We start from the raw sequence: 19,159 nt of genomic DNA on the forward strand, positions 1-19,159 counted from the left end.
GCAGACCTACTTGCTGGAAACAGCCCAAATCCGGCAGCACTGTCTCATATAGATGTGTTCTATCAAGTGCCTACTCCGGCGATGCTGCCTGGACTCGTTGGCATGGGGCTTGCAGCTCTGAAAAAGAGGAAAGAGCAGAACGATCAAGACAACGATTCTACTGTGTAGGCGTTGTAGGCATCGTTTAAATAGATTGCTCTAACTTGAACTGCTGGGCTTTTCTTTCGGCTCAGCGGTTCTTTTATGCTGAATGGACAAACTCCAAAGACATTGCATGATTCTGAACAGTCTTGAACAGTAAGAAACTCGTCTCTCTTTGAGGTTCAAACTACCATGTCCCACGTTGGTTCGCTATCCGCATTCTGATCTTCCTGCATCTCAATCATTGCCCCAAATGCGATCGCCCATCCTAACGAGCTAGCAAATATGCGCCAGGAAGCTCGTGCTGAATTTGAGGCGAAGTACACAGCCGACGCAAACTATCGACAATTGATGGAAATCTATGCAATAGTGGGGGCTTCCGAACACTGAGTGCGTGAAATAAAGGCTTGCTAGGCTGCCTAAGCTGAATCTTCAGAACGCGAATTTCCTGATTCGTTGAGCTTTGGGCGGATTAATTGAGTACGGCGATCGCCCCCTTCCCTCCGCGTCTGTTCAGCTTTGTAACCAACACGCTATGACCCAGGCAGCTACCCTTACGCTTACGCTTCAGCCCGTTGCGGGTCGGCACGTCTTCGTTCCGCCGGAACCTGCGCTTCAGGTGCGGCGTGCGGCGCGGGCGGAGGGGGAGAGCCTTTCGCAGCAGTGGGTTAATGGCGATCGCCCTCTCTATCATCCCCCAGTTCCCGCTGTCCTTCCGCATCGAGTCGGTGTGGCAGTGGGTGTGGCGATCGCCGCTACTGTGGGCACCACGCTTTACCAAAGCCATACGCCGCCGCTATATAAAAGCACCTTTGACCTGGTTCCTATCGCGCAGCGATCGCAGACTATCAGTACAGCCACAACCACGACTGAAATTCGTCCAGAGGTGGATCAGGCGACGCTGATTCAGGTGTTGCGGAGTCATCAGGTGTTGCTGCCTGCGGTGCGCGACTTGCGGGCGTATAACATCAATCTGAGTCCGGCAGCGTTGGCGCAAAATCTGGAAATTGTGCCGCTGGCGGATGGGCGACTGGAAGTGCGATACCGCCATCGCAGTGAGCGTGTGGCACAGATAGTATCGCGGCAGTTGGCTCAAACCTATGTGGACTATGGCGATCGCTGTCGGCTAGATGCGTGCTACGCGCTGGAGCAGGCAAAGACAGATTTGACCGAGGCGACTGGGCAGGTGGCGCGGCTGGAGCAAGCGATCGCCCAGTTTCAGACCCGCCCCGATGCCCAGAACCTCCGCCATCGCGCCGACACCCTCACCCGCCGCACCGCAGAATTCACCCGCTATCTGACGCAGACTGAGCAGGAGCTAAAGCTGGCGCAAGAGCGATATCAGATGCTTCAGACCCAGCTTCCTATCACCAGTGCCCAAAGCATTTTGCAGCAGCAGACAGACTATCCAGCATTGCTGCAAGACCTGCACCAGACCGAAGGGCACATTGCTACGCAGCTTGCCCAAGCGCAGCCCGATAGCCAAACCCTATCTGCCCTTTACCAGCGCCACCAGATGCTCAGCGGGCAACTGAATCAACAAGTGGCGATCGCCCTCAACCAATTCCTCCTGACGCAATTTCCAGACCTGGCCGCAGACTCAGAAACACTGCCGCCCGCGCTCTCGCAAATTGAACAGGCGTTTGGACTGGCGCATCAGGTAAACCTGCTCAGCGCTCGTCAGCGGGCGATCGCCCCCATCCACCAAGCCATGCAGGCCAACAAGGTGAGGCTGGCAGAGCTACTGCAATATCAGTCCAAGCTGGAAACCCAACTGGCGGTGCAGCGGCGAATCTTGCAAGAGAGCCAGCAGCAGCACGCCCGCCTCCAGCAGGAAATTTCTGAGCGTCGAATCGTATGGCGTGTAGCAGGTGCTTAAGCGTCACTTTCGAGCTTGACTCGAAAGTTATAGAGTTGAGTGAGCATGACGCTGTACGCCTGCACATGGCAGCAAAGCACCAGATTTACGCACTTGCGATAAACTTGTTAGATTTTGGATGCTTTTCCTCTGGCGGTATTCCCGAGGAGATGTCCAACTGCGTAAGCCCGATAGGTTTGGTTTTCTGGATACCCCCCTAATAGCCAAAACAGGCAGGTGAGAGATATTATCAATACGGATTGCATCCGCTATCCAAGTGATGTGAACTTTTGAAACTATTTAGCACTGCATGTATGAATTAACAGCCAGCTAGAGGGCAAGCAAACATAAGCTAAGAGCGTTAGCCACTGCTCAATACATACTTGAGGTACTCGAGGAGAAAGTTTATGACATCTGCCTTTGCCAAGCCTCCGGCGAAATGTGTATCTGCTGCGTTTAAAGATCAGGTAAAGCTGCAAGATGCTGTCCAGCGCTTGCTGAATCGGGGTGTCCCCAAAGAGCGTATTTCAATTGTGGGACGTAATTTTCAATCCGAAGCTCGAATCACTGGATTCCTAACCAAAAAAGACGTGATTTTGGATGGATTAGCCAGTGGAGCCTTCTACGGTTCGCTGTTTGGTTCTGTCTTGAGTTTGCTCACAGGTGTAGGGGTGTTGTTCATTCCTTTTCTAGGGGCAGTGGTGGCGGCTGGGCCACTTGCTGCTGCACTGCTGGGTGCAACGAGTGGTGCGTTGTACGGAGCCTTGGGAGCGGGCTTGGGGTCTGCCTTAATGTCGCTAGGGATGCCCCAAGATAAAGCTGCAATTTATCAAACGCGGGTGCAAGCGGGCGAATTTTTGCTCGTTGTAGAGGTTCCTGATGAAAAGTCTGGTGAGACTTTTTTGCTCTTGCAAAGTGCGGGAGGCGAAGAAGTGGCCATCACGGAGATGCAAATTCCACAGGAATCGGACGGAGAAATGACGGGAAGTGACCAAATTTCGCCAGAAATACGGGCAGATTTGTCAACGGAAGCTCAGCAGACTTTTTTAGAAACCTATAATCAAACGCTTAGCGAGTCCTCCGAGAAAAGTAACGCCTTGATGAAAGCTTGGGAGCGGATTAAACAGTTGTTTGAGCGGGATGATAAGGGCATTTTTTCAAAGCGCAAAGCCGACAATGATCAGAAAGACTCAGGAACGAGCTAGGGATTGAGCGAGATGAGGCTGAGACACCATTACCTAATTTAGGTTGCAGAGAAAATTAGGTTGATTTTGTTACCTGTATCCCCTCATCGTATCCCCTTCGTCAGAGGTGCCAATGGCTACAGCCGATTTCAAGGACTACTACGAAATTCTCGGAGTTAGCAAAACTGCTACTCCCGAGGAAATCAAAAAGGCCTACCGAAAACTAGCGCGTAAGTATCATCCTGACTTAAATCCAGACGATCCAGAGGCAGAGGCTCGCTTTAAGGAAATTAATGAAGCTCATGAGGTGCTGTCTGATCCAGAGAAGCGCCAAAAATATGACCAGTTTGGACAGTACTGGAAGCAGGCGATGGCAGGTGCGCCGCCGCCGGGTGGGTCAGGTTTTGAAGAAACGGACTTTGGTCAATACGGCAGCTTTGATGATTTTATTGACGAATTGCTAGGTCGCTTTGGGCGAAGCGGTGGAACTGGGCGGCGGGTTTATACTTACCGCACCACAACGGGGCCTGAGGGATTTCGAGAGTATGTCGAGTTTGGAGACGATCCCTTTAGCCGCTTTACTGAGATGCCTGCTCAGGATACCGAAGCGGCGATCGCCCTCACTTTGTCTGAAGCGTTTCACGGCACGCAAAAGCGCCTACAAATCGGAGATGAGACGGTTACAGTGCGAATTCCGCCGGGTGCCAAGTCTGGAAGTCGCATTCGGATTAAAGGGAAGGGGCAAATTAGTCCCTTTAGTCAACAGCGGGGGGACTTGTACCTAACCATTGAGCTGCTGCCTCATGCTTTCTACAAGTTTGACGGCAATAACTTGGTCTGTGAAATTCCGATTCGTCCAGATGAAGCAGTGTTGGGCGCTCAAGTCGAGGTGCCTACTCCAGATGGCTCGGTGATGATGACCATTCCTTCTGGTGTAGACTCAGGTCAAACGCTCAGGCTGCGGGGCAAAGGGTGGCGCGATCCGAAAGGCAATCGAACAGATCTGCTAGTTCGCTTGAAAGTAGTTTCTCCTAAGGATCTCAACCCTCAGGAAAAAGAATGCTATGAAAAGCTGCGACAGGTGAGCCACTTTAATCCTCGAAACGCAATTGCGGAGGTGCGCCTATGACCCATAGTTTTGGTCTATCTCGTCTGGTTTGGTCGGAGACGGGCGATCGCCTGTATAGCTTCGAGCAGGCTGCATACTTTACACAAACTTCGGTTCCACTCATTGAGAAGTGCGTGGCGCTAGGAATTATCGAGCCTGAAGGCACTATGTTACACCGACAAGACTTGGTGAGAATTGTAAGAGTCTTGCGACTGCGCCGTGATTTAGGACTCAATCTAGCGGGTGCAGCGATGGTGTTGGATATGGCAACTGAAATTGCTCAACTCAAGGCGCAACTGCGTGCCCTGCGTCAATAAGTTGAGTATCTGTTCGTTGAGCAAACAAGCTTGAGCCATAACCAAGCAGCCCTAAAGCATTACTAAATATGATTTATCTTCCTGTCACGTTTACTCTATTCTTGCTCTTCTTATTGCTGTTTCCGTTCATTTGGTTTGCGATCGCCCTCGATGTTGTAGAGCTAGCAGTAGCAAAGTTAGGCTTCTCTCCTAACGTTGCATTCCTCCTATTCATTTCTATGTTAGTGGGTAGCACGATCAATATCCCTCTATACGAACGAGTCACGACCGTGCCCATTATTCCAGGCTTTTCTGATCTCTGGACAGCACGATTTTGGGGTATCCCACTCAGAAGAATTGAGCAAAAGACAATCGTTGCACTCAATGTTGGAGGTGGCTTGATTCCATCTCTATTGGCGATTTATGAGTTCACACGATCTGATCCATTGCTGATCCTGCTGGTTACGGCAATTGTGACAATTGTCAGCTACTTTTCGGCTCAGATCGTTCCTGGAATTGGCATCCAAATGAATGCTCTGGTTGCTCCGTTGACTGCTTCTCTGGCTGCAACGTTAGTTTCTCCAGCACCTCAGCCCATTGCGTTTGCAGGAGGGGTTTTAGGAACGTTAATTGGTGCTGACTTGCTACACCTACGAGAGATAGAAAAGATGACACCAGGAGTCTTAAGTATCGGTGGAGCAGGCGTATTTGATGGGATTGCTTTATGTGGGTTATTTGCACTGCTGCTTACCTGAAAGCCCTACCTGAATGCTCTAGATTGCCCTATCTAGAATTTGATATTGATAGATAGTGATCCTCCCAGGATTGATTCCTCTAAATCGATTGTCAGCTTGATGAGATTTTGGAGGTGCTAGCCATGTTCAACATTATTCGTCGTAGCCAGATTGTTGGCTTGGTTGCAATGGATGGTAGTACCGCAACCCGTCTGGGCGGTGTTGAAGAAGTTTGGGTAGACGGTCAGGGGCGTGTAGTCTATTTTGCTAGCAGTGCGGGCTACACGCCGTTGGAGCAAATTTCTCTAATCGGTCCGGATGCAGTCCTAACTTATTCTGACTATGCTGTTGAGCCATCTGTGAGTTTGCGCCGCTTATGCGGAATGCGCGTGCGAACTCCGTCTAGATCGGACATATTGGGTTGGATAGAGGATTTCTTGTTTGACTGGGAAACCGGGGATATTGCGGCCTATGTCTTGGGTGGAGAGATTGCTGCTCCCTTTGGTGGCCGAGCGGTTCTATTTCCAGAGGATGTGGAGGTCATTGATGCTGATTATGTCCTTATCAAGGAGGATGCAAAAAGTCGCTTACAGGGAGAATCGGAAGGGCTACAGGGATTTTTGAGCGAAAAGTCTCAGCAGGTGAAAAACTTGGTGAAACACATGAGCGATCGCCTAAAATCTTTGGTTTCTCCTGACGATCACCCCGATGTAGTACGGGTTAAAATCCGAAAAGTCTGTGATGAGTTTGCTGGATCAAAGCGACACGATAAGAACGCTCTGCAAGAGGCAGTTGATTTCCTGCAAGACAAATGGGAAGACCTACAAAAGAGCCTGTATCGGGCTAGTGATCGAACCAAGCAAGCGATTGATTCTGCTTGGAAGCGGTTGATGGAAAAACCTGGTGAATAGTACGCAGCCTGATTAGGCTCTATATGTTTGCGCTCGCAATGAAATTGCTCAAGCCTTTGCAAACACTTGGCTGACAATCAGTTGCAAATCTAGGGCTGAGATTAAGAATCGATGCCCTTAGCAGCTTAGCAGAATTCAATCGTTAATCCCGTAAGTTCTTGCTTTCGACGTTCTTGCTTTTGAATCAACCAAAAGGAATGCCCAGTCCTCACTAGAAGGACTGGGCACCCGGGTATTTTCAGAGGGCACTGAGCAGGACGCTACTAGTCAATCGCCTTCTTCACTTCGTCCTTGATGTCTTCGGTGGTGTGGCGAGCCTTGGCTTCGGCCTGCTTGGCGCGACCTTCCACCTTGTCCTTGGGATCGCCCGTCACTTCACCGACGGCTTCTTGCACTTTACCCTCGATGTTTTTCGCAGTAGCCTTCACGCGATCTTCGATACTCATAGTTTTCGTACCTCGTTGTGCGATTTAACGTCTTGACTCTGCATCTGATCGCGAATCACGGTGCTGTTTAGCAGGCAATTCATCGAGCGAATCAGTGCATGAATCAGTCGAACACTTTCACAATAGGCGCTTCTCCCGAAGCTTCCATCCCTCACAGGGCGGGAGTCTTGAGGCGTAGGGATCTGCCCAGCGCTCTAGTCCGGCAGGGAGAAGGCGGGTTAAAGGGCTGAAGGAATTAGGACTTATACAGTTGGACAATTTCTCGCGGGTACAGCCCGCGAGAAATTGTCCAAAACCCAAAGAGCTTATCGCAAGTGCGTAAGTCTTGGGAATAAGAGAGTGAAGAGGTGGACGACGTGAGGAAATGTTCTCTTGAAAACCGCCTCTCGCGATACAGTTCAGTTTTGTTACAGAAGTACATAATGGTTACAATTGGTTTAATTGACGTAACCACTGAACGCAATCCCTGCAAATCGCCCCCCATGACTCAAGCTTCTACTCCATCGAGAGCATCTGTGTCGCCGCTGCTGCTGATTGCGCCATTTTTCCTGTGGGGAACGGCGATGGTGGCGATGAAGGGCGTGATTCCGCAAACCACGCCGCTGTTCATGGCGGGGGTTCGGGTGCTACCGGCGGGGCTGCTGATTTTGCTGGCGGCGGCAGTGATGGGGCGATCGCAGCCGAAAGGGTGGAAGGCCTGGGGCTGGATTGCGCTGTTTGGTCTGGTGGATGCGGCGCTGTTTCAGGGTTTTTTGGCTGAGGGACTGGTGCGGACGGGCGCGGGTCTGGGGTCGGTGATGATTGACTCTCAGCCCTTGGCGGTGGCGCTGATGGCGCGGTTCCTTTTTGGCGAGCGGGTGGGGGGCTTTGGCTGGCTGGGGCTGCTGTTTGGCGTGGTGGGGATTAGCCTGCTGGGGTTGCCAGAGGGCGTAATCCAGGCGGCGCTGCACGGCAATTTTTCCCCAGATCTGGGCGCAAGCCTGCTGCACGACCTGTTTCAAAACGGGCAATGGCTGATGCTGATGGCGGCGCTGTCGATGGCGGTGGGCACGGTGATGATGGGCTATGTGTCGCGCTATGCCGACCCGGTGGCGGCGACGGGCTGGCACATGGTGCTGGGTGGCCTTCCGCTGTTTGCGCTGTCGGCGCTGGGAGAAACGAACCAGTGGCAGCAGCTTGGCTGGACGGACTGGATGGCGATGAGCTATTCCACGATTTTTGGCAGTGCGATCGCCTATGGACTGTTCTTCTACTTCGCAGCCAGCGGCAACCTGACTAGCCTCAGTTCTCTGACGTTTCTCACGCCTGTTTTCGCGCTGCTATTCGGCAACTTGTTCCTGTCTGAGGTGCTGAATCCGGTACAGTGGGTCGGTGTAGGGCTGACGCTCGTGAGTATTTACCTGATCAACCAGCGTGAGGTGCTGGCGGCGAAGTTTCAGCCCGCGGCGGTGGAAAAGGCCGCGACCTCGCTGGCGGCGGAACTGGAGGCCGAGATTGAAGCTGAGATCGAAGCGGTGAATGAAAAAATTGCAGCGCATCGGCGATCGCGCTTCGAGGGTGCTAGGGATTAGCGGGGCGACCTCAGCGTTATTGCTGTTTCTCCCTCAAGCCTGTTGACGCTGGCGGGAATTGTTAAGTACGGTGAAGAGGTTCGAGACGCTAAGCCTCTGGAGCCGTTTGACCCATGAAACTTTCGCCCAGGCTGAAAAAGCTGCTGGTGGCGCTGCTTTCGCTGGCGATCGCCTATGCCGTCATGGCGTTTGCCTTCAAGCTCATCGGGCTAGAAAATGCCCACCTCTGGGTCGAACGCGCCGGCCCCTGGGCCCCACTCCTGTTCACGGTCGTCTGTGCGGCGAGCTTGATTGCTGCCCCGCTCAGCGGCAGTTCCATCTTTATTGCGGGTGGAGCGCTGTTTGGCAAAGAAACTGCCTTTGTGCTGAGCTTCATCGCGTCGCTGATCGGGTGCAGCATAAATTATTGGATTTCCCGTCGCTACGGTCGCCGGGTTGCAGTGCGGCTGGTGGGCAAAGATGAGATCGAGGAACTGGATGCGTTTGTGGCCCGCCTGAAGGGGCATCACAGCGTCCTTTATATGGCACTGATTATGCTGCTGGGTCAGGATGTCGTGAGCTACGCCATTGGCCTCACTAAGATCGACTACTTCCACTTTTTCCTGGCGCTGGTTCCTGCTGCGGCCGTGCTTGTTGGCTTTTATATCTACGTCGGCACAAGCCTTCTAGAAGCCCTGATTGCCTAGCGGCTATTTGGTTTTGGATTTTGGATTGGCGATTTTGGATTGCCAAGAGCGGGTCACCTGACCCCGTATTGAAGATGCTCGAAGACCCATAAATGCAACAAGACTTGAGGAGGCTTGTGGGTTCCCTCAAGTCTTTTACAGGCCATTGGGCCAGGATTTACGCACTTGCGATGGGTTTTCTGAATTTTGGACGATTTCTCACGTTGGCAGCCCGCAAGAAATCGTCCAACTGTGTAAGTTCTATCGAGCGTTGGGTTAAGCCAGATCTGTGGCTACGGCAGCACTTTTTCTCGGAATCCGACAGACGCTAAGGAGATTGCGGGATTTCTTGCAGCAGGCTGTTGACCAGTTCCCGTCCGTTGGGGTGAAATACCTGAAGCCGGATAAAGCCGGGATCGCTGGGTCGCCAACTCACCTGATAGCGATAGTCCCCATTGCGCCAGGTGTAAACCCGACGGCTGCTATCTCCAGACACCGCAGCGCCCGCCAGTCTTAGCGTTGCCTGATTGCTGCGATCGATTCCCTGGTATTGCAGGCTGCCGCCCTCAAACCAAATACTGATAAACCATCGGTCGCTGGCATAGTCTCCAGTGGGGAATGTTTGGGCGATCGCCGCTTGGGGAGTCAACAAGTCTGCTGCCAGCAGTGGCGTAGATAGCCCCAGCACAAGGCTGAGCGCAATAGATTTAAGGTTCATAGGTTCTCTTTCAGCCCGTTCGAGCGCGATTGGGTGGACTTTTTAGGTGGACTTTAAAGAGCGTTCCCCAATCGGACTAAGCCTGAACCCGTAATAGTCGGGTACTCGACCCAGCAGAACCTCTAATTTCGGTGGTTATTACTGTAGCGGACAAGTGTTCCGGCCCACTGTAGCTTTTCGCGCAGGGTTTGGTAATAGGAATAATTTTCTTGCAGGATAATGAACTGGGCGGGGCGTTCTGCCATGCGAATATCGACGCGCTGACCCGGCCAGATGGAAGTGGCCAGCACGCCGTCCATCCAGAGTTTGGTTGTCATGTCAGGGTCAGATAGGGGCCAGATGCTAACGACTGACCCAGCGGGCAGCACAATGGAGCGACTGGAGAGGCTGAGGGGGCAGATGGGCGTGACGGCGATCGCCTCCATGCCGGGATGAATAATTGGCCCGTTTGCCGCTAGGGTGTAGCAGGTGGAACCCGTCGGTGTAGCCACAATCAGCCCGTCACCCTGGTACTGATCCACCACCTCGCCGTCGATCTCCATTTCCAGGATTGAGGTCACCATGCGGTCGGCCGAGGCAGGCTTGACGCACATTTCATTGAGCGCAAAGAAGCGATCGCTCATTGGCTCCAGGTTGGTGCGGTTGCCTTCGTAGGTCGTCGCTTGCAGCATCATCCGCCGCTGCACCGCAAAGCGATCGCTCGTCAACCGCTCCCACACCTGCTGCGAATCTTCACTCAAAAAATCCAGCGGCTCGGTCAAAAAGCCCAGGTGCCCCCCCACGTTCATTGCCAGGATGGGAATGCCTTCGTCTGCTAGATGCCGTGCTGCGCCCAGCGCCGTGCCGTCGCCTCCCAGCACCAGCGCCAGATCAATCGGCTGGGAAACAGAAGCCAAAAATACTGGATATGGATTGTCCCTTGGGCCGCTCGGCCCCATCAACACGCGACAGCCCCGCGCCTCCAGTTCCTTCGCACAGCGCTCGGCCCACTTTTGGCTCAGGGCATTTCCCGACTTGTGAATGATGATGACTTGCTTTAGCTCCACCCGCTCGCCGTCTCAATCTGCTACCACTTCAGCAGATTAAATTGCTCCATATCCACCGTATCGCGATTTCGGTAAATGGACAGCACGATAGCAAGACCCACAGCCGCCTCCGCAGCGGCGATCGCAATCACAAATACTGTAAACACTTGCCCCTTGACCGCGCTGGGGTCGAGAGAGTTGGAAAACGCCATCAGGTTGAGGTTGACGGAGTTGAGCAGCAGTTCAATCGACATCAGCACGCGGATGGCGTTGCGGCTAGTGACCAGGCCGTAGATGCCAATGCAAAACAGAGCGGCGGCGAGTAGGAGGAAATACTGAAGCTGCATAGGTCGGAGATCAGGGGTCAGAGGTCAAGAGTCGGGATGTCCAGTGGAAACGGGGTGAACCTAATCTCTAGAACTGGTTCCAGTGAGTTCACGGGGGCGTTCGGGGAGGGTCAGCGAGGTTCGGGGGCCGTCTTCGGTCGTCGCCTCTTCGGGCAGAAACTCGCGACGGGCAATCACGATCGCCCCGATCAGCGCCATCAGTAGCAGCACCGATGCTAGCTCAAACGGCAGCAGGAAATCGCTGAAGAAATGCAGCCCGATAGTCACCAGCGCTTCGTCTCCAGCAATCGGCGCGTCCGAAAGCCCCCAAGGAGTTGCCACAATCATCGTTGCCAGCAGCCCAAACAGTCCGGCGCACACTGCACCCGTCGCCGCTTTCCCCAGCCACGCCTTCTGCACGGGGGCAAAATCCTGGCGCTTGTTCACGAGCATGATGCCAAACAGGATCAGCACGTTCACTGCACCGACGTAAATCAAGATTTGTGCCGCCGCCACGAACCCGGCATTCAGCAGAATGTATAGCCCGGAAATGCTGATAAACACCAGACCCAGCAAAAAGGCTGAGTACACAATGTTGTCCAGCAGCACCACACCTAGCGCTGCCGCCAGCATCATTGCCGCCAGCACAATCAAAGAAACCAGTTGAACGCCATCTGCCAGATTCACAGTCGGTCTCCTGAACGAGAAGAGGAAAGGTCGAGGGTACGGATCGAGCGAGTTGCCTAGAAGGGCCAATTAAGATTGCCCGTGGAACTGTCCGTTAGGCTTCGGGTGCAGCTTCCGCAGGCTGGGCCTCGTCGAGAATTTCTTCGGGCAGTTTGCCAGCACGGCGCGACCCGGCAGGCAGGTCGTGTGGCTCCATCACGCCCTTGGGCAGGTAGCCCAACTCCCGCAGCGGGGTCACCATTGGGTCTTGCGTCACCTTGTAGGGCAGGCGACCCAGGGCCACGTTGTCATAGTTCAATTCGTGGCGATCGTAGGTCGCAAGCTCGTATTCTTCGGTCATCGACAGACAGTTGGTGGGGCAATATTCCACGCAGTTGCCACAGAAGATGCACACGCCGAAGTCGATGCTGTAGTGGTTCAGCTTCTTCTTCTTGGTTTCCTTGTTAAATTCCCAGTCCACCACGGGTAGGTTGATGGGGCATACCCGAACGCAGACTTCGCAGGCGATGCACTTGTCAAACTCGAAGTGGATGCGACCGCGGAAGCGCTCCGAAGGAATCAGTTTCTCGTAGGGATATTGCACCGTAATCGGGCGACGGTGCATGTGGTCAAAGGTGACCGACAAGCCTTGGCCGATATATTTGGCTGCCTGAACTGCTTCCTTGGTATAGTCAGAGACTTGCTTGAGAAATTTCAGCATAGGAAGGAGGGGGAGGGAGGTTGAAGAACGAGGGGTCTTTGGAGTTGAACCTTAGCCGCCGAAGGCCACTGGAAACACCAGCTTTAGCCCGGCCGTTAGAAGCAGATTAACCAGGGATACGGGCAGCAGAAACTTCCAGCCCAGGTCAAGCAGTTGGTCGATGCGGACGCGGGGCACCGTCCAGCGCAAGAGGATTGCCAGGAAGATAAACAGGTAGGCCTTGAACAGCGTCATCACGATGCCGAGACTGGCGGTGATGACCTGGAGCCAGGGCGTAGACTCGCTGACCCCGATCAGACTGGCCAGCCAACTTACCGATACAGGAGACTCCCAGCCGCCTAGATACAGCACCGAAGCCAGCAGCGCCGACAGCACCAAGTTGGCGTAGGAACCCGCGTAGAACAGCATGAACTTTACAGCGCTATATTCAGTCTGATAACCTGCGACGATTTCTTCTTCGGCCTCTGGCAGGTCGAAGGGCATCCGTTCACACTCGGCGAGTGCCGCAATCCAGAAGATGACGAAGCCCACGGGCTGCCGCCACAGGTTCCAGCCGAGAATGCCGTAGTCGGACTGTCCCTGCACGATGTCTACCGTGCTGAGGGAGTTGGACATCATGGCGATCGCCAACACGGACAGCGCCAAGGGTAGCTCGTAGCTAATCGACTGCGCCGCAGCCCGCAGCCCGCCGATCAGCGAATACTTATTATTAGACGCATAGCCTGCCATCAGCAGCCCGATAGGAGCAATGCTCGACAGCGCAATCCACAGAAAAATACCAATGCCCAAGTCACTGATCAGCAGGTTTTGACCGAAGGGCACGATCAGGTAGGACAGGAACACCGGGATAAAGACCAACAGAGGGGCGATCGCAAAAAGCCAGGGGTCAGTCTTGGCGGGCAGAATGTCTTCTTTGAACAGCAGCTTTACCACGTCTGCCGCCGGAATCAACATCCCCAACGGGCCGGCGTATTCTGGGCCAATTCGCTGCTGGGCTGCCGCCGACACCTTCCGCTCTAGCCAAGTAGCCACGAGCGCCAGCACCGTCACTGCGCCGACAATTAGCACCATTGGCAAGGGTATCCAAATGGTCTTGGCAACACCGGGCGACAAGCCCAAATCCATCAACGCTTGAATAAAGCTGCCTTGCAGGTCAATTCCCGAACTCATACGTCCTGCGACTCAACTAAAGGGCGATTGGTCACTAAATCAGCGGCGCTCAGGTAATGATCCTTAACACCTGCGTTTAGTATACGGTACAGGTTCATTTCCAAGTCCCCTATAGCCCATCACAAGCTATGACAAATTTCTGGTGTGGTGATAGGGAAGCCAAATTATTGCGCCAGATTTTTGAAGTTTTTTCTTAGATTTTTGTTGTCAGGGGCTTCCATCCTGGGGTGCAGTGGTTATGATTGGGAGCTACTAAACAAGCCCTAAAAGACAACCTCCAGAAAGCCGAAAAGAAACGCCTATGCAAACGCCTTCTCTACCGGAAGCCAATCATCCTTTAATTAAGTCCCTTTCGCACTATAGCGATCAGGAGCTGCTGACGCTGCTCCAGCGGCATCCCGATGCTGGGCAATACTTTACTGCGCTTTACTGTCGCTATAGCCCGCTGGTGTATACGCTGATTCGCCACTCTGCGCGATCGCCCATGCAGGCCGACTATCTCTTCTCCATCACCTGGCGGCACCTGTTCCACGAACTGCTGGGGCTGGATCTCAGCACCCCTGGCGTAACGCTGCAATCCTGGATTATCAACGTCACGGCTCTGTGCATTAATCAGGCAGAACTGCCCCCTGCCGAAGACATTCACTATTCTCTGGAGGCATCGCCGCCGCCGCTGCAATGCTATGTCGAGCGATCGCTCGATCAGGTTTCCCCGTCACAACGGCTGATGATCGTGATGGCGCAGACCTTCCGCTGGAGCGAACCGCGCATCGCCGCCTACCTCCAGGCGGAAGGCGAACACATCACCGCTGCGGGCGTAAAGGCGCAACTGCAAGCCGGGTATGAACGCCTGGAAACTGCGCTACCAGAAGACATCCGCGCCATCTATCTGGCAGGCGGCAAGCTGGAAGCTCATCTACACGGGCAACAGCGGGCGCAGACCACCACGGAGGCTTGATTTTTAGCTAGGCGCTGAGGGCCATCCTGAGGGTAATCCTGAGGGCTATGCAAGACGGCTCCACTCTGTTTCATCCCGATTGAAAGCTTCATCCCGATTGAAAAAGGAAAAATTAGGACAAAACAAACACGAATCCTCCGAGAATTTACGGTTTCCTAACACATTTGCCCAATCTCGATTGATAGATTTGGGGAGATCGCTATTGGAACCCCGTAAATGATCATCCCTCTCCTTGGCACTGATACCGATGACCTGCTCATCGGAACACCTGGAAACGACTTGATAGACGGGGGCGCAGGCTTTGACACCCTCGTTGGAGGACAGGGAAACGACACCTACATCATTCGCGACGGTGATATCGTTTTTGAATTGCCAAACGAAGGCACTGATATTGTTTTTGCATACGTAGATTACCGCCTGACGGATTACGTTGAGAACCTGCAACTGATTGCGGGACGACGCGGCGAGGGCAACAGCGAGAACAATCTAATCCAGGGAAATGCAGAAGATAATGAACTCTTTGGGTACGAAGGAAACGACGTTTTAGAAGGGTTTGGAGGCGACGACAAGCTATATGGCGGCAGCGGCAACGACCGGCTCTTTGGGGGTGATGGCAATGACCTGCTGGTGGCCGGCCCAGGCTTTGACCAGCTTTATGGCGGGCGCGGCAACGATACCTATTTAGTCAGCAGCTACCGCTTCAAAATTGTCGAACCCCCCAGAGGCGGCGGCATCGACACGATTGTGATTCCGCTCGATTACGAACTAAAGTCGCTGCTGTTTGAAAACCTGACGCTGTACGGCAGCGCCCAGTTCGGCACGGGCAATCGGCTGAATAATCGGATCGAGGGCAACGGACGCGGCAACGTGCTGTCGGGGCTGGCGGGCAATGATACGCTGCTGGGCAGAGGTGGCAACGATCGCCTGTTTGGAGCCACGGGCAACGACCAACTATCGGGCGGCGACGGCGACGATGAGCTATACGGGCAGCAGGGCAACGATCGGCTGTGGGGCGATCGCGGCAATGACTTGCTCTCTGGCGAAGACGGCAACGACGTGCTGATCGGCTATGGCGGCGTGAGTACCGAGCGCGATCGCCTGTTTGGTGGGGCAGGAGCCGATACCTTCGTGCTGGGTACGCGCCGAGACGGGGTGTTTTACCTGGGTTCTGGCTACGCGATTATTGGCGATTTTTCGCAGGCGCAGGGCGACAAAATCCAGGTGCGGGGCAACCCCGCCAGCTACCGTTTGGACAATAGCCGCAACCTGATCGGCGGCTCCGGTAGAGATACGGCAATCTTCCTGGGCAGTGATTTGATCGCCATCGTGCAAGATAATGCAGGGGTGACCACGAGCAACCTGTTTACTGCACCCAGAGAGAGAAATGTCCGACCGGTCTGACGACTCCTCATCCGACGATTTCTTACCCAATAGTCGCATCGAGTTCCTGATTCCGGCTGCCCCCGACGGCTTCCGGTCTGGCTTTGTGGGCATTGTGGGCCGCCCTAACGTGGGCAAATCGACCCTGATGAATCAGTTGGTGGGGCAGAAAATCGCCATTACTTCGCCTGTTGCCCAGACCACGCGCAATCGGCTGCGGGGCATCCTCACCACGCCCGACGCGCAAATTATTTTTGTAGACACGCCCGGCATCCACAAGCCGCATCATGAGCTAGGGCGTGTACTGGTGCAGAATGCGCGGATGGCCATTAGCTCGGTCGATCTGGTGCTGTTTGTGGTGGATGCCTCGGCGGAACTGGGCGGGGGCGATCGCTTTATTGCTGAGCTACTGGAACGCGCCGAAACGCCCGTGCTGCTGGGCATCAACAAGGCAGACCGACAGCCGAGCGATCGCCCCGACATTGACGACAGCTATCGCGCCCTGGCCGAATCTCAAAACTGGGAACTGGCCAAGTTTTCCGCCCTGACAGGCGAGGGACTGGAGGCGCTGCAAGCCCAGCTAATCCAGCGGCTCGACCCCGGTCCTTACTACTATCCGCCGGATTTAGTGACCGACCAGCCCGAACGCTTCATCATGGGCGAGCTAATTCGTGAGCAGGTTTTGGCGCTGACCCGCGATGAAGTGCCCCATTCGGTGGCGATCGCCATTGACCGCGTAGACGAAGACCCCGACATCACCCGCATTCTTGCCACGATTCACGTCGAGCGCAACTCGCAAAAAGGCATTCTGATTGGCAAGGACGGCAGCATGATTCGGGCGATCGGCACTGCGGCCCGCGAACAAATCCAAAAGCTGATCCTGGGCAAGGTGTATCTGGAGCTTTTTGTGAAAGTGCAGCCCAAGTGGCGACAGTCGCGCAGTCGGTTGTCGGAGTTGGGGTATCGGGTGGAGGAGTGAGGGGGGAGGGGGAAGAACGAAAAACGAAGAACGAAAAGGGAAGAGGGAAGAACGAAAAGGGAAGAGGGAAGAACGAAAAGGGAAGAGGGAAGAAGGGCTTTTTATTCTGTTAGGTTTGTGCGCCAGGTACGGAGCAGGGCTTTGTGGGCGATCGCGTAGATGCCGGGGGATTCGCTTTCTCTGGGGCCGGCGATGTTTAGGATGGCGTTTTGGGGCAGGGTTTGCAGCCATGCGCGGAGTGAGGCGAGGGCGATCGCTTCGTTTAACTGGATGATTCGCAAAGGCTTTCCCAGGTGGGTGGCGATCGCCTGCGTCAGTTGGGTTCCGGCGGAGTGCTGCCAGTCTTCGCTGCATACCAAAATCAGCGTTGCTGTGCTGTCTCGCACGTTCCATTCGGTGCGCTGGGCGGGGTTGGGGCTGGGTGTTTCTTGCAGATGGGGATAGCGGGCCCGCAGTCCCGGTGGTGTGGGAAAATCTTCTGCCCAGCCGCCCTGGGGACACCAGCCGCCGTAGGCTAGCCCGTGGGCGATCGCCCCATCCAGGGCCGCCCGATCCACCCCCGTCTGCCCGCCGGAGATAATCTTGAGGGTTTGCAAAATTTGCACGACTCGCGCAAAGTTCAACTAAAGTTTAACTAATAGTACAGAGGCATTCAGTACAGAGGTATCTAGTACAGAAGCATCTAGTACAGAAGCATCAGATCAAACGATTGTAGCCGCTGTAAACAGGTTAGGAGCAGGTTGGGCAATGGCGATTATTTCCTCAAAACAGCCCCCTCTGGAGCCTGAGGATTCTGAATCGGGTCGGGATGGGCTGCCTTTGGTAGGGCGATCGCCCAAATCACCTGCTGCGGACGAAAAGCTGCTCACGCCCGATCGCCAGCCAGAAGACACAGGCAAGCCGGAGGAGCGGATTCGCCCCCAGCGATTGGCAGAATACATCGGGCAAAAGGATCTGAAAGAGGTGCTGGCGATCGCCATTCAGGCCGCCAAGGCGCGAAACGAGTCGCTAGATCACCTGCTGCTCTATGGGCCGCCGGGGCTGGGCAAAACCACGATGTCGCTGATTTTGGCGGCAGAAATGGGCGTAGATTGCAAAATTACCACTGCCCCTGCGCTAGAGCGGCCGCGAGACATCGTGGGGCTATTGGTCAATCTGAAGCCGGGGGACATTCTGTTTATCGACGAAATTCACCGCCTGCCCCGCGTCACCGAAGAAATCCTCTATCCGGCGATGGAAGATGCCCGGATCGACATCACCATCGGCAAGGGACAGAGCGCCCGCACCCGCAGCCTGCCGTTGCAAAAATTTACGCTGGTCGGTGCGACGACGCGAGTGGGGGCGCTGACCTCACCGCTGCGCGATCGCTTTGGGCTGGTGCAACGGCTGCGATTTTACGAAGTAGACGAGCTTCAGCAAATCGTTCTGCGGGCGGCGGAGATTCTCAACACGCCGATTACGCCCGATGGCGCAGCAGAAATTGCCCGGCGATCGCGCGGTACGCCCCGCATTGCCAATCGCCTGCTGCGCCGGGTGCGCGATTACGTCGAGGTGAAGGCGGGGGGCGCGGCCGTGAATGGGGCGATCGCCGCCGAAGCGCTGGAACTCTTCAACGTAGACCCCTGCGGACTGGACTGGACCGATCGCCGGATGCTGACGGTGATCATCGAAAACTATGGCGGCGGCCCCGTCGGACTCGAAACGCTGGCCGCCGCCACAGGCGAAGATGCCCAGACGATCGAAGAAGTTTACGAACCCTACCTGATGCAGATCGGCTACCTCAACCGCACCCCCCGCGGCCGCGTCGCCACTCCCGCTGCTTGGCGACACCTGGGCTACACGCCGCCCGACAGCCAGCTTTCGCTCTTACAAAGCCCGCCATCGCTTCTCTAGCAGCGTTTTCACAGGCTGCTAAAGCAAGAAAGCGCGAGACAGGCTCTTGCTCAGGTGAGTCAGTTTCTCTGGGGTCCATTCATCGCTGTGGCGATTCAGTGCGGCGGAGTCCAGACCCGGCCCAAAGGCATGGCCAAGGTCTTGACTCAACTGCACAAACCGCTGGGTTGTCCAAGATGAACCGTTTAGCTTCCTCATCGCCTCAGTCCTCCTGAGTGATTCACTCGATTCACTAGTCTATAGATCCAGTGTAATGAATGGTATTGAGAGATACAAAAAAGGAGGCTCATCTTAACCATGAGTAGATTGAATGTAAACAGCGGCTTCTGAAAACTGAAATGCGGCTAAATGTTTTAGTGTGCCCCCAAAACTGGTAAATTACCGGAGTATCGGCAAGCGGAATTTGAGC

The 19,159-nt window shown here is 54.6% G+C and carries 22 protein-coding genes; 13 read left to right on the forward strand and 9 right to left on the reverse strand.

What is annotated here, in order from left to right:
- Positions 1-66: 66 nt before the first annotated feature.
- From HNI00_RS22165 to HNI00_RS12850, 7 genes are all read left to right on the forward strand, one after another.
- On the forward strand, positions 67-168 hold the full coding sequence (locus HNI00_RS22165; protein WP_420156358.1) for a PTPA-CTERM sorting domain-containing protein: 102 nt from the start codon (positions 67-69) through the stop codon (positions 166-168).
- A 508-nt stretch (positions 169-676) separates the two neighbouring features.
- Positions 677-2,020 (forward strand): GumC domain-containing protein, encoded by a 1,344-nt coding sequence (locus HNI00_RS12825; RefSeq protein ID WP_316786725.1) that lies wholly within the window; start codon positions 677-679, stop codon positions 2,018-2,020.
- A gap of 386 nt (positions 2,021-2,406) precedes the next feature.
- Entirely contained in the window at positions 2,407-3,204 is a 798-nt protein-coding gene (locus tag HNI00_RS12830; protein WP_068513428.1) for a ChaB family protein, read from the forward strand.
- A 112-nt stretch (positions 3,205-3,316) separates the two neighbouring features.
- Positions 3,317-4,312, forward strand: a complete 996-nt coding sequence (locus HNI00_RS12835; RefSeq protein WP_316786728.1) for a DnaJ C-terminal domain-containing protein — start codon at positions 3,317-3,319, stop codon at positions 4,310-4,312.
- Positions 4,309-4,608, forward strand: coding sequence for a chaperone modulator CbpM (locus HNI00_RS12840; RefSeq protein ID WP_316786730.1), 300 nt, complete (start codon positions 4,309-4,311; stop codon positions 4,606-4,608). Before HNI00_RS12835 ends, HNI00_RS12840 begins: the two co-directional genes overlap by 4 nt.
- Positions 4,609-4,676: 68 nt before the next feature.
- Positions 4,677-5,342, forward strand: a complete 666-nt coding sequence (locus HNI00_RS12845) for a DUF1614 domain-containing protein (RefSeq protein ID WP_316786732.1) — start codon at positions 4,677-4,679, stop codon at positions 5,340-5,342.
- Positions 5,343-5,464: 122 nt separating this feature from the next.
- Positions 5,465-6,232, forward strand: coding sequence for a PRC-barrel domain-containing protein (locus HNI00_RS12850; protein WP_316786734.1), 768 nt, complete (start codon positions 5,465-5,467; stop codon positions 6,230-6,232).
- A gap of 263 nt (positions 6,233-6,495) precedes the next feature.
- Here the strand turns inward: HNI00_RS12850 and HNI00_RS12855 are convergent, their stop codons facing one another.
- Positions 6,496-6,678, reverse strand: coding sequence for a CsbD family protein (locus HNI00_RS12855; RefSeq protein WP_068513441.1), 183 nt, complete (start codon positions 6,676-6,678; stop codon positions 6,496-6,498).
- Between the two features lie 482 nt (positions 6,679-7,160).
- Between HNI00_RS12855 and HNI00_RS12860 the strand changes: the two genes are divergently transcribed.
- Both HNI00_RS12860 and HNI00_RS12865 read left to right on the forward strand, forming a co-directional pair.
- Positions 7,161-8,249: a DMT family transporter gene (locus HNI00_RS12860; protein WP_316786736.1), complete on the forward strand. Its 1,089-nt coding sequence runs from the start codon at positions 7,161-7,163 to the stop codon at positions 8,247-8,249.
- 113 nt (positions 8,250-8,362) lie between these two features.
- Positions 8,363-8,935, forward strand: coding sequence for a TVP38/TMEM64 family protein (locus tag HNI00_RS12865; protein ID WP_172354374.1), 573 nt, complete (start codon positions 8,363-8,365; stop codon positions 8,933-8,935).
- A 307-nt stretch (positions 8,936-9,242) separates the two neighbouring features.
- Here the strand turns inward: HNI00_RS12865 and HNI00_RS12870 are convergent, their stop codons facing one another.
- From HNI00_RS12870 to nuoH, 6 genes are all read right to left on the reverse strand, one after another.
- Complete coding sequence (locus tag HNI00_RS12870; protein WP_172354410.1) at positions 9,243-9,632, reverse strand: hypothetical protein; 390 nt, start codon at positions 9,630-9,632, stop codon at positions 9,243-9,245.
- 122 nt (positions 9,633-9,754) lie between these two features.
- Positions 9,755-10,678, reverse strand: coding sequence for an NAD(+) kinase (locus HNI00_RS12875; RefSeq protein ID WP_316786741.1), 924 nt, complete (start codon positions 10,676-10,678; stop codon positions 9,755-9,757).
- Between the two features lie 20 nt (positions 10,679-10,698).
- Positions 10,699-11,004 (reverse strand): NADH-quinone oxidoreductase subunit NuoK, encoded by a 306-nt coding sequence (nuoK, locus tag HNI00_RS12880; protein WP_068513455.1) that lies wholly within the window; start codon positions 11,002-11,004, stop codon positions 10,699-10,701.
- Between the two features lie 60 nt (positions 11,005-11,064).
- Complete coding sequence (locus tag HNI00_RS12885; protein WP_068513458.1) at positions 11,065-11,670, reverse strand: NADH-quinone oxidoreductase subunit J; 606 nt, start codon at positions 11,668-11,670, stop codon at positions 11,065-11,067.
- Positions 11,671-11,764: 94 nt separating this feature from the next.
- A complete protein-coding gene (gene ndhI / locus HNI00_RS12890) occupies positions 11,765-12,370 on the reverse strand; it encodes an NAD(P)H-quinone oxidoreductase subunit I (protein ID WP_172354416.1) in 606 nt (201 codons plus the stop codon).
- A gap of 51 nt (positions 12,371-12,421) precedes the next feature.
- A complete protein-coding gene (nuoH, locus tag HNI00_RS12895) occupies positions 12,422-13,540 on the reverse strand; it encodes an NADH-quinone oxidoreductase subunit NuoH (RefSeq protein ID WP_172354418.1) in 1,119 nt (372 codons plus the stop codon).
- 301 nt (positions 13,541-13,841) lie between these two features.
- On the opposite strand from nuoH, the gene HNI00_RS12900 reads away from it, so the two are divergent.
- From HNI00_RS12900 to era, 3 genes are all read left to right on the forward strand, one after another.
- Positions 13,842-14,498 carry an RNA polymerase sigma factor gene (locus HNI00_RS12900; protein ID WP_316786745.1) on the forward strand — a complete coding sequence of 219 codons (657 nt, stop codon included), beginning with the start codon at positions 13,842-13,844 and terminating at the stop codon, positions 14,496-14,498.
- A gap of 216 nt (positions 14,499-14,714) precedes the next feature.
- Positions 14,715-15,899, forward strand: a complete 1,185-nt coding sequence (locus tag HNI00_RS12905) for a calcium-binding protein (protein WP_316786748.1) — start codon at positions 14,715-14,717, stop codon at positions 15,897-15,899.
- Positions 15,883-16,857 carry a GTPase Era gene (gene era, locus HNI00_RS12910; RefSeq protein WP_316786751.1) on the forward strand — a complete coding sequence of 325 codons (975 nt, stop codon included), beginning with the start codon at positions 15,883-15,885 and terminating at the stop codon, positions 16,855-16,857. Before HNI00_RS12905 ends, era begins: the two co-directional genes overlap by 17 nt.
- Positions 16,858-16,958: 101 nt before the next feature.
- Here era and HNI00_RS12915 read toward each other — a convergent pair whose 3' ends face one another.
- Positions 16,959-17,480 (reverse strand): putative molybdenum carrier protein, encoded by a 522-nt coding sequence (locus tag HNI00_RS12915; protein ID WP_316786752.1) that lies wholly within the window; start codon positions 17,478-17,480, stop codon positions 16,959-16,961.
- Positions 17,481-17,604: 124 nt separating this feature from the next.
- Here HNI00_RS12915 and ruvB point away from each other — a divergent pair, with 124 nt between their 5' ends.
- Positions 17,605-18,750 carry a Holliday junction branch migration DNA helicase RuvB gene (gene ruvB, locus HNI00_RS12920; protein ID WP_316786755.1) on the forward strand — a complete coding sequence of 382 codons (1,146 nt, stop codon included), beginning with the start codon at positions 17,605-17,607 and terminating at the stop codon, positions 18,748-18,750.
- A gap of 18 nt (positions 18,751-18,768) precedes the next feature.
- On the opposite strand, the gene HNI00_RS12925 is transcribed toward ruvB, so the two are convergent.
- A complete protein-coding gene (locus HNI00_RS12925) occupies positions 18,769-18,948 on the reverse strand; it encodes a hypothetical protein (protein ID WP_316786756.1) in 180 nt (59 codons plus the stop codon).
- Positions 18,949-19,159: the final 211 nt, after the last annotated feature.

This window comes from Thermoleptolyngbya oregonensis NK1-22 (assembly GCF_032705245.1).
GTDB lineage: Bacteria > Cyanobacteriota > Cyanobacteriia > Elainellales > Elainellaceae > Thermoleptolyngbya > Thermoleptolyngbya sichuanensis.

Coding starts and splice junctions, on each gene's coding strand:
- HNI00_RS12835 (WP_316786728.1), top strand. CDS start 3,317: ATGGCTACAGCCGATTTCAAGGACTACTACGAAATTCTCGGAGTTAGC.
- nuoK (WP_068513455.1), bottom strand. CDS start 11,004: ATGCAGCTTCAGTATTTCCTCCTACTCGCCGCCGCTCTGTTTTGCATT.
- HNI00_RS12840 (WP_316786730.1), top strand. CDS start 4,309: ATGACCCATAGTTTTGGTCTATCTCGTCTGGTTTGGTCGGAGACGGGC.
- HNI00_RS12925 (WP_316786756.1), bottom strand. CDS start 18,948: ATGAGGAAGCTAAACGGTTCATCTTGGACAACCCAGCGGTTTGTGCAG.
- HNI00_RS12850 (WP_316786734.1), top strand. CDS start 5,465: ATGTTCAACATTATTCGTCGTAGCCAGATTGTTGGCTTGGTTGCAATG.
- HNI00_RS12855 (WP_068513441.1), bottom strand. CDS start 6,678: ATGAGTATCGAAGATCGCGTGAAGGCTACTGCGAAAAACATCGAGGGT.
- HNI00_RS12845 (WP_316786732.1), top strand. CDS start 4,677: ATGATTTATCTTCCTGTCACGTTTACTCTATTCTTGCTCTTCTTATTG.
- HNI00_RS12825 (WP_316786725.1), top strand. CDS start 677: ATGACCCAGGCAGCTACCCTTACGCTTACGCTTCAGCCCGTTGCGGGT.
- HNI00_RS12870 (WP_172354410.1), bottom strand. CDS start 9,632: ATGAACCTTAAATCTATTGCGCTCAGCCTTGTGCTGGGGCTATCTACG.
- HNI00_RS12900 (WP_316786745.1), top strand. CDS start 13,842: ATGCAAACGCCTTCTCTACCGGAAGCCAATCATCCTTTAATTAAGTCC.
- era (WP_316786751.1), top strand. CDS start 15,883: ATGTCCGACCGGTCTGACGACTCCTCATCCGACGATTTCTTACCCAAT.
- ruvB (WP_316786755.1), top strand. CDS start 17,605: ATGGCGATTATTTCCTCAAAACAGCCCCCTCTGGAGCCTGAGGATTCT.
- HNI00_RS12905 (WP_316786748.1), top strand. CDS start 14,715: ATGATCATCCCTCTCCTTGGCACTGATACCGATGACCTGCTCATCGGA.
- HNI00_RS12865 (WP_172354374.1), top strand. CDS start 8,363: ATGAAACTTTCGCCCAGGCTGAAAAAGCTGCTGGTGGCGCTGCTTTCG.
- HNI00_RS12860 (WP_316786736.1), top strand. CDS start 7,161: ATGACTCAAGCTTCTACTCCATCGAGAGCATCTGTGTCGCCGCTGCTG.
- nuoH (WP_172354418.1), bottom strand. CDS start 13,540: ATGAGTTCGGGAATTGACCTGCAAGGCAGCTTTATTCAAGCGTTGATG.
- HNI00_RS12830 (WP_068513428.1), top strand. CDS start 2,407: ATGACATCTGCCTTTGCCAAGCCTCCGGCGAAATGTGTATCTGCTGCG.
- ndhI (WP_172354416.1), bottom strand. CDS start 12,370: ATGCTGAAATTTCTCAAGCAAGTCTCTGACTATACCAAGGAAGCAGTT.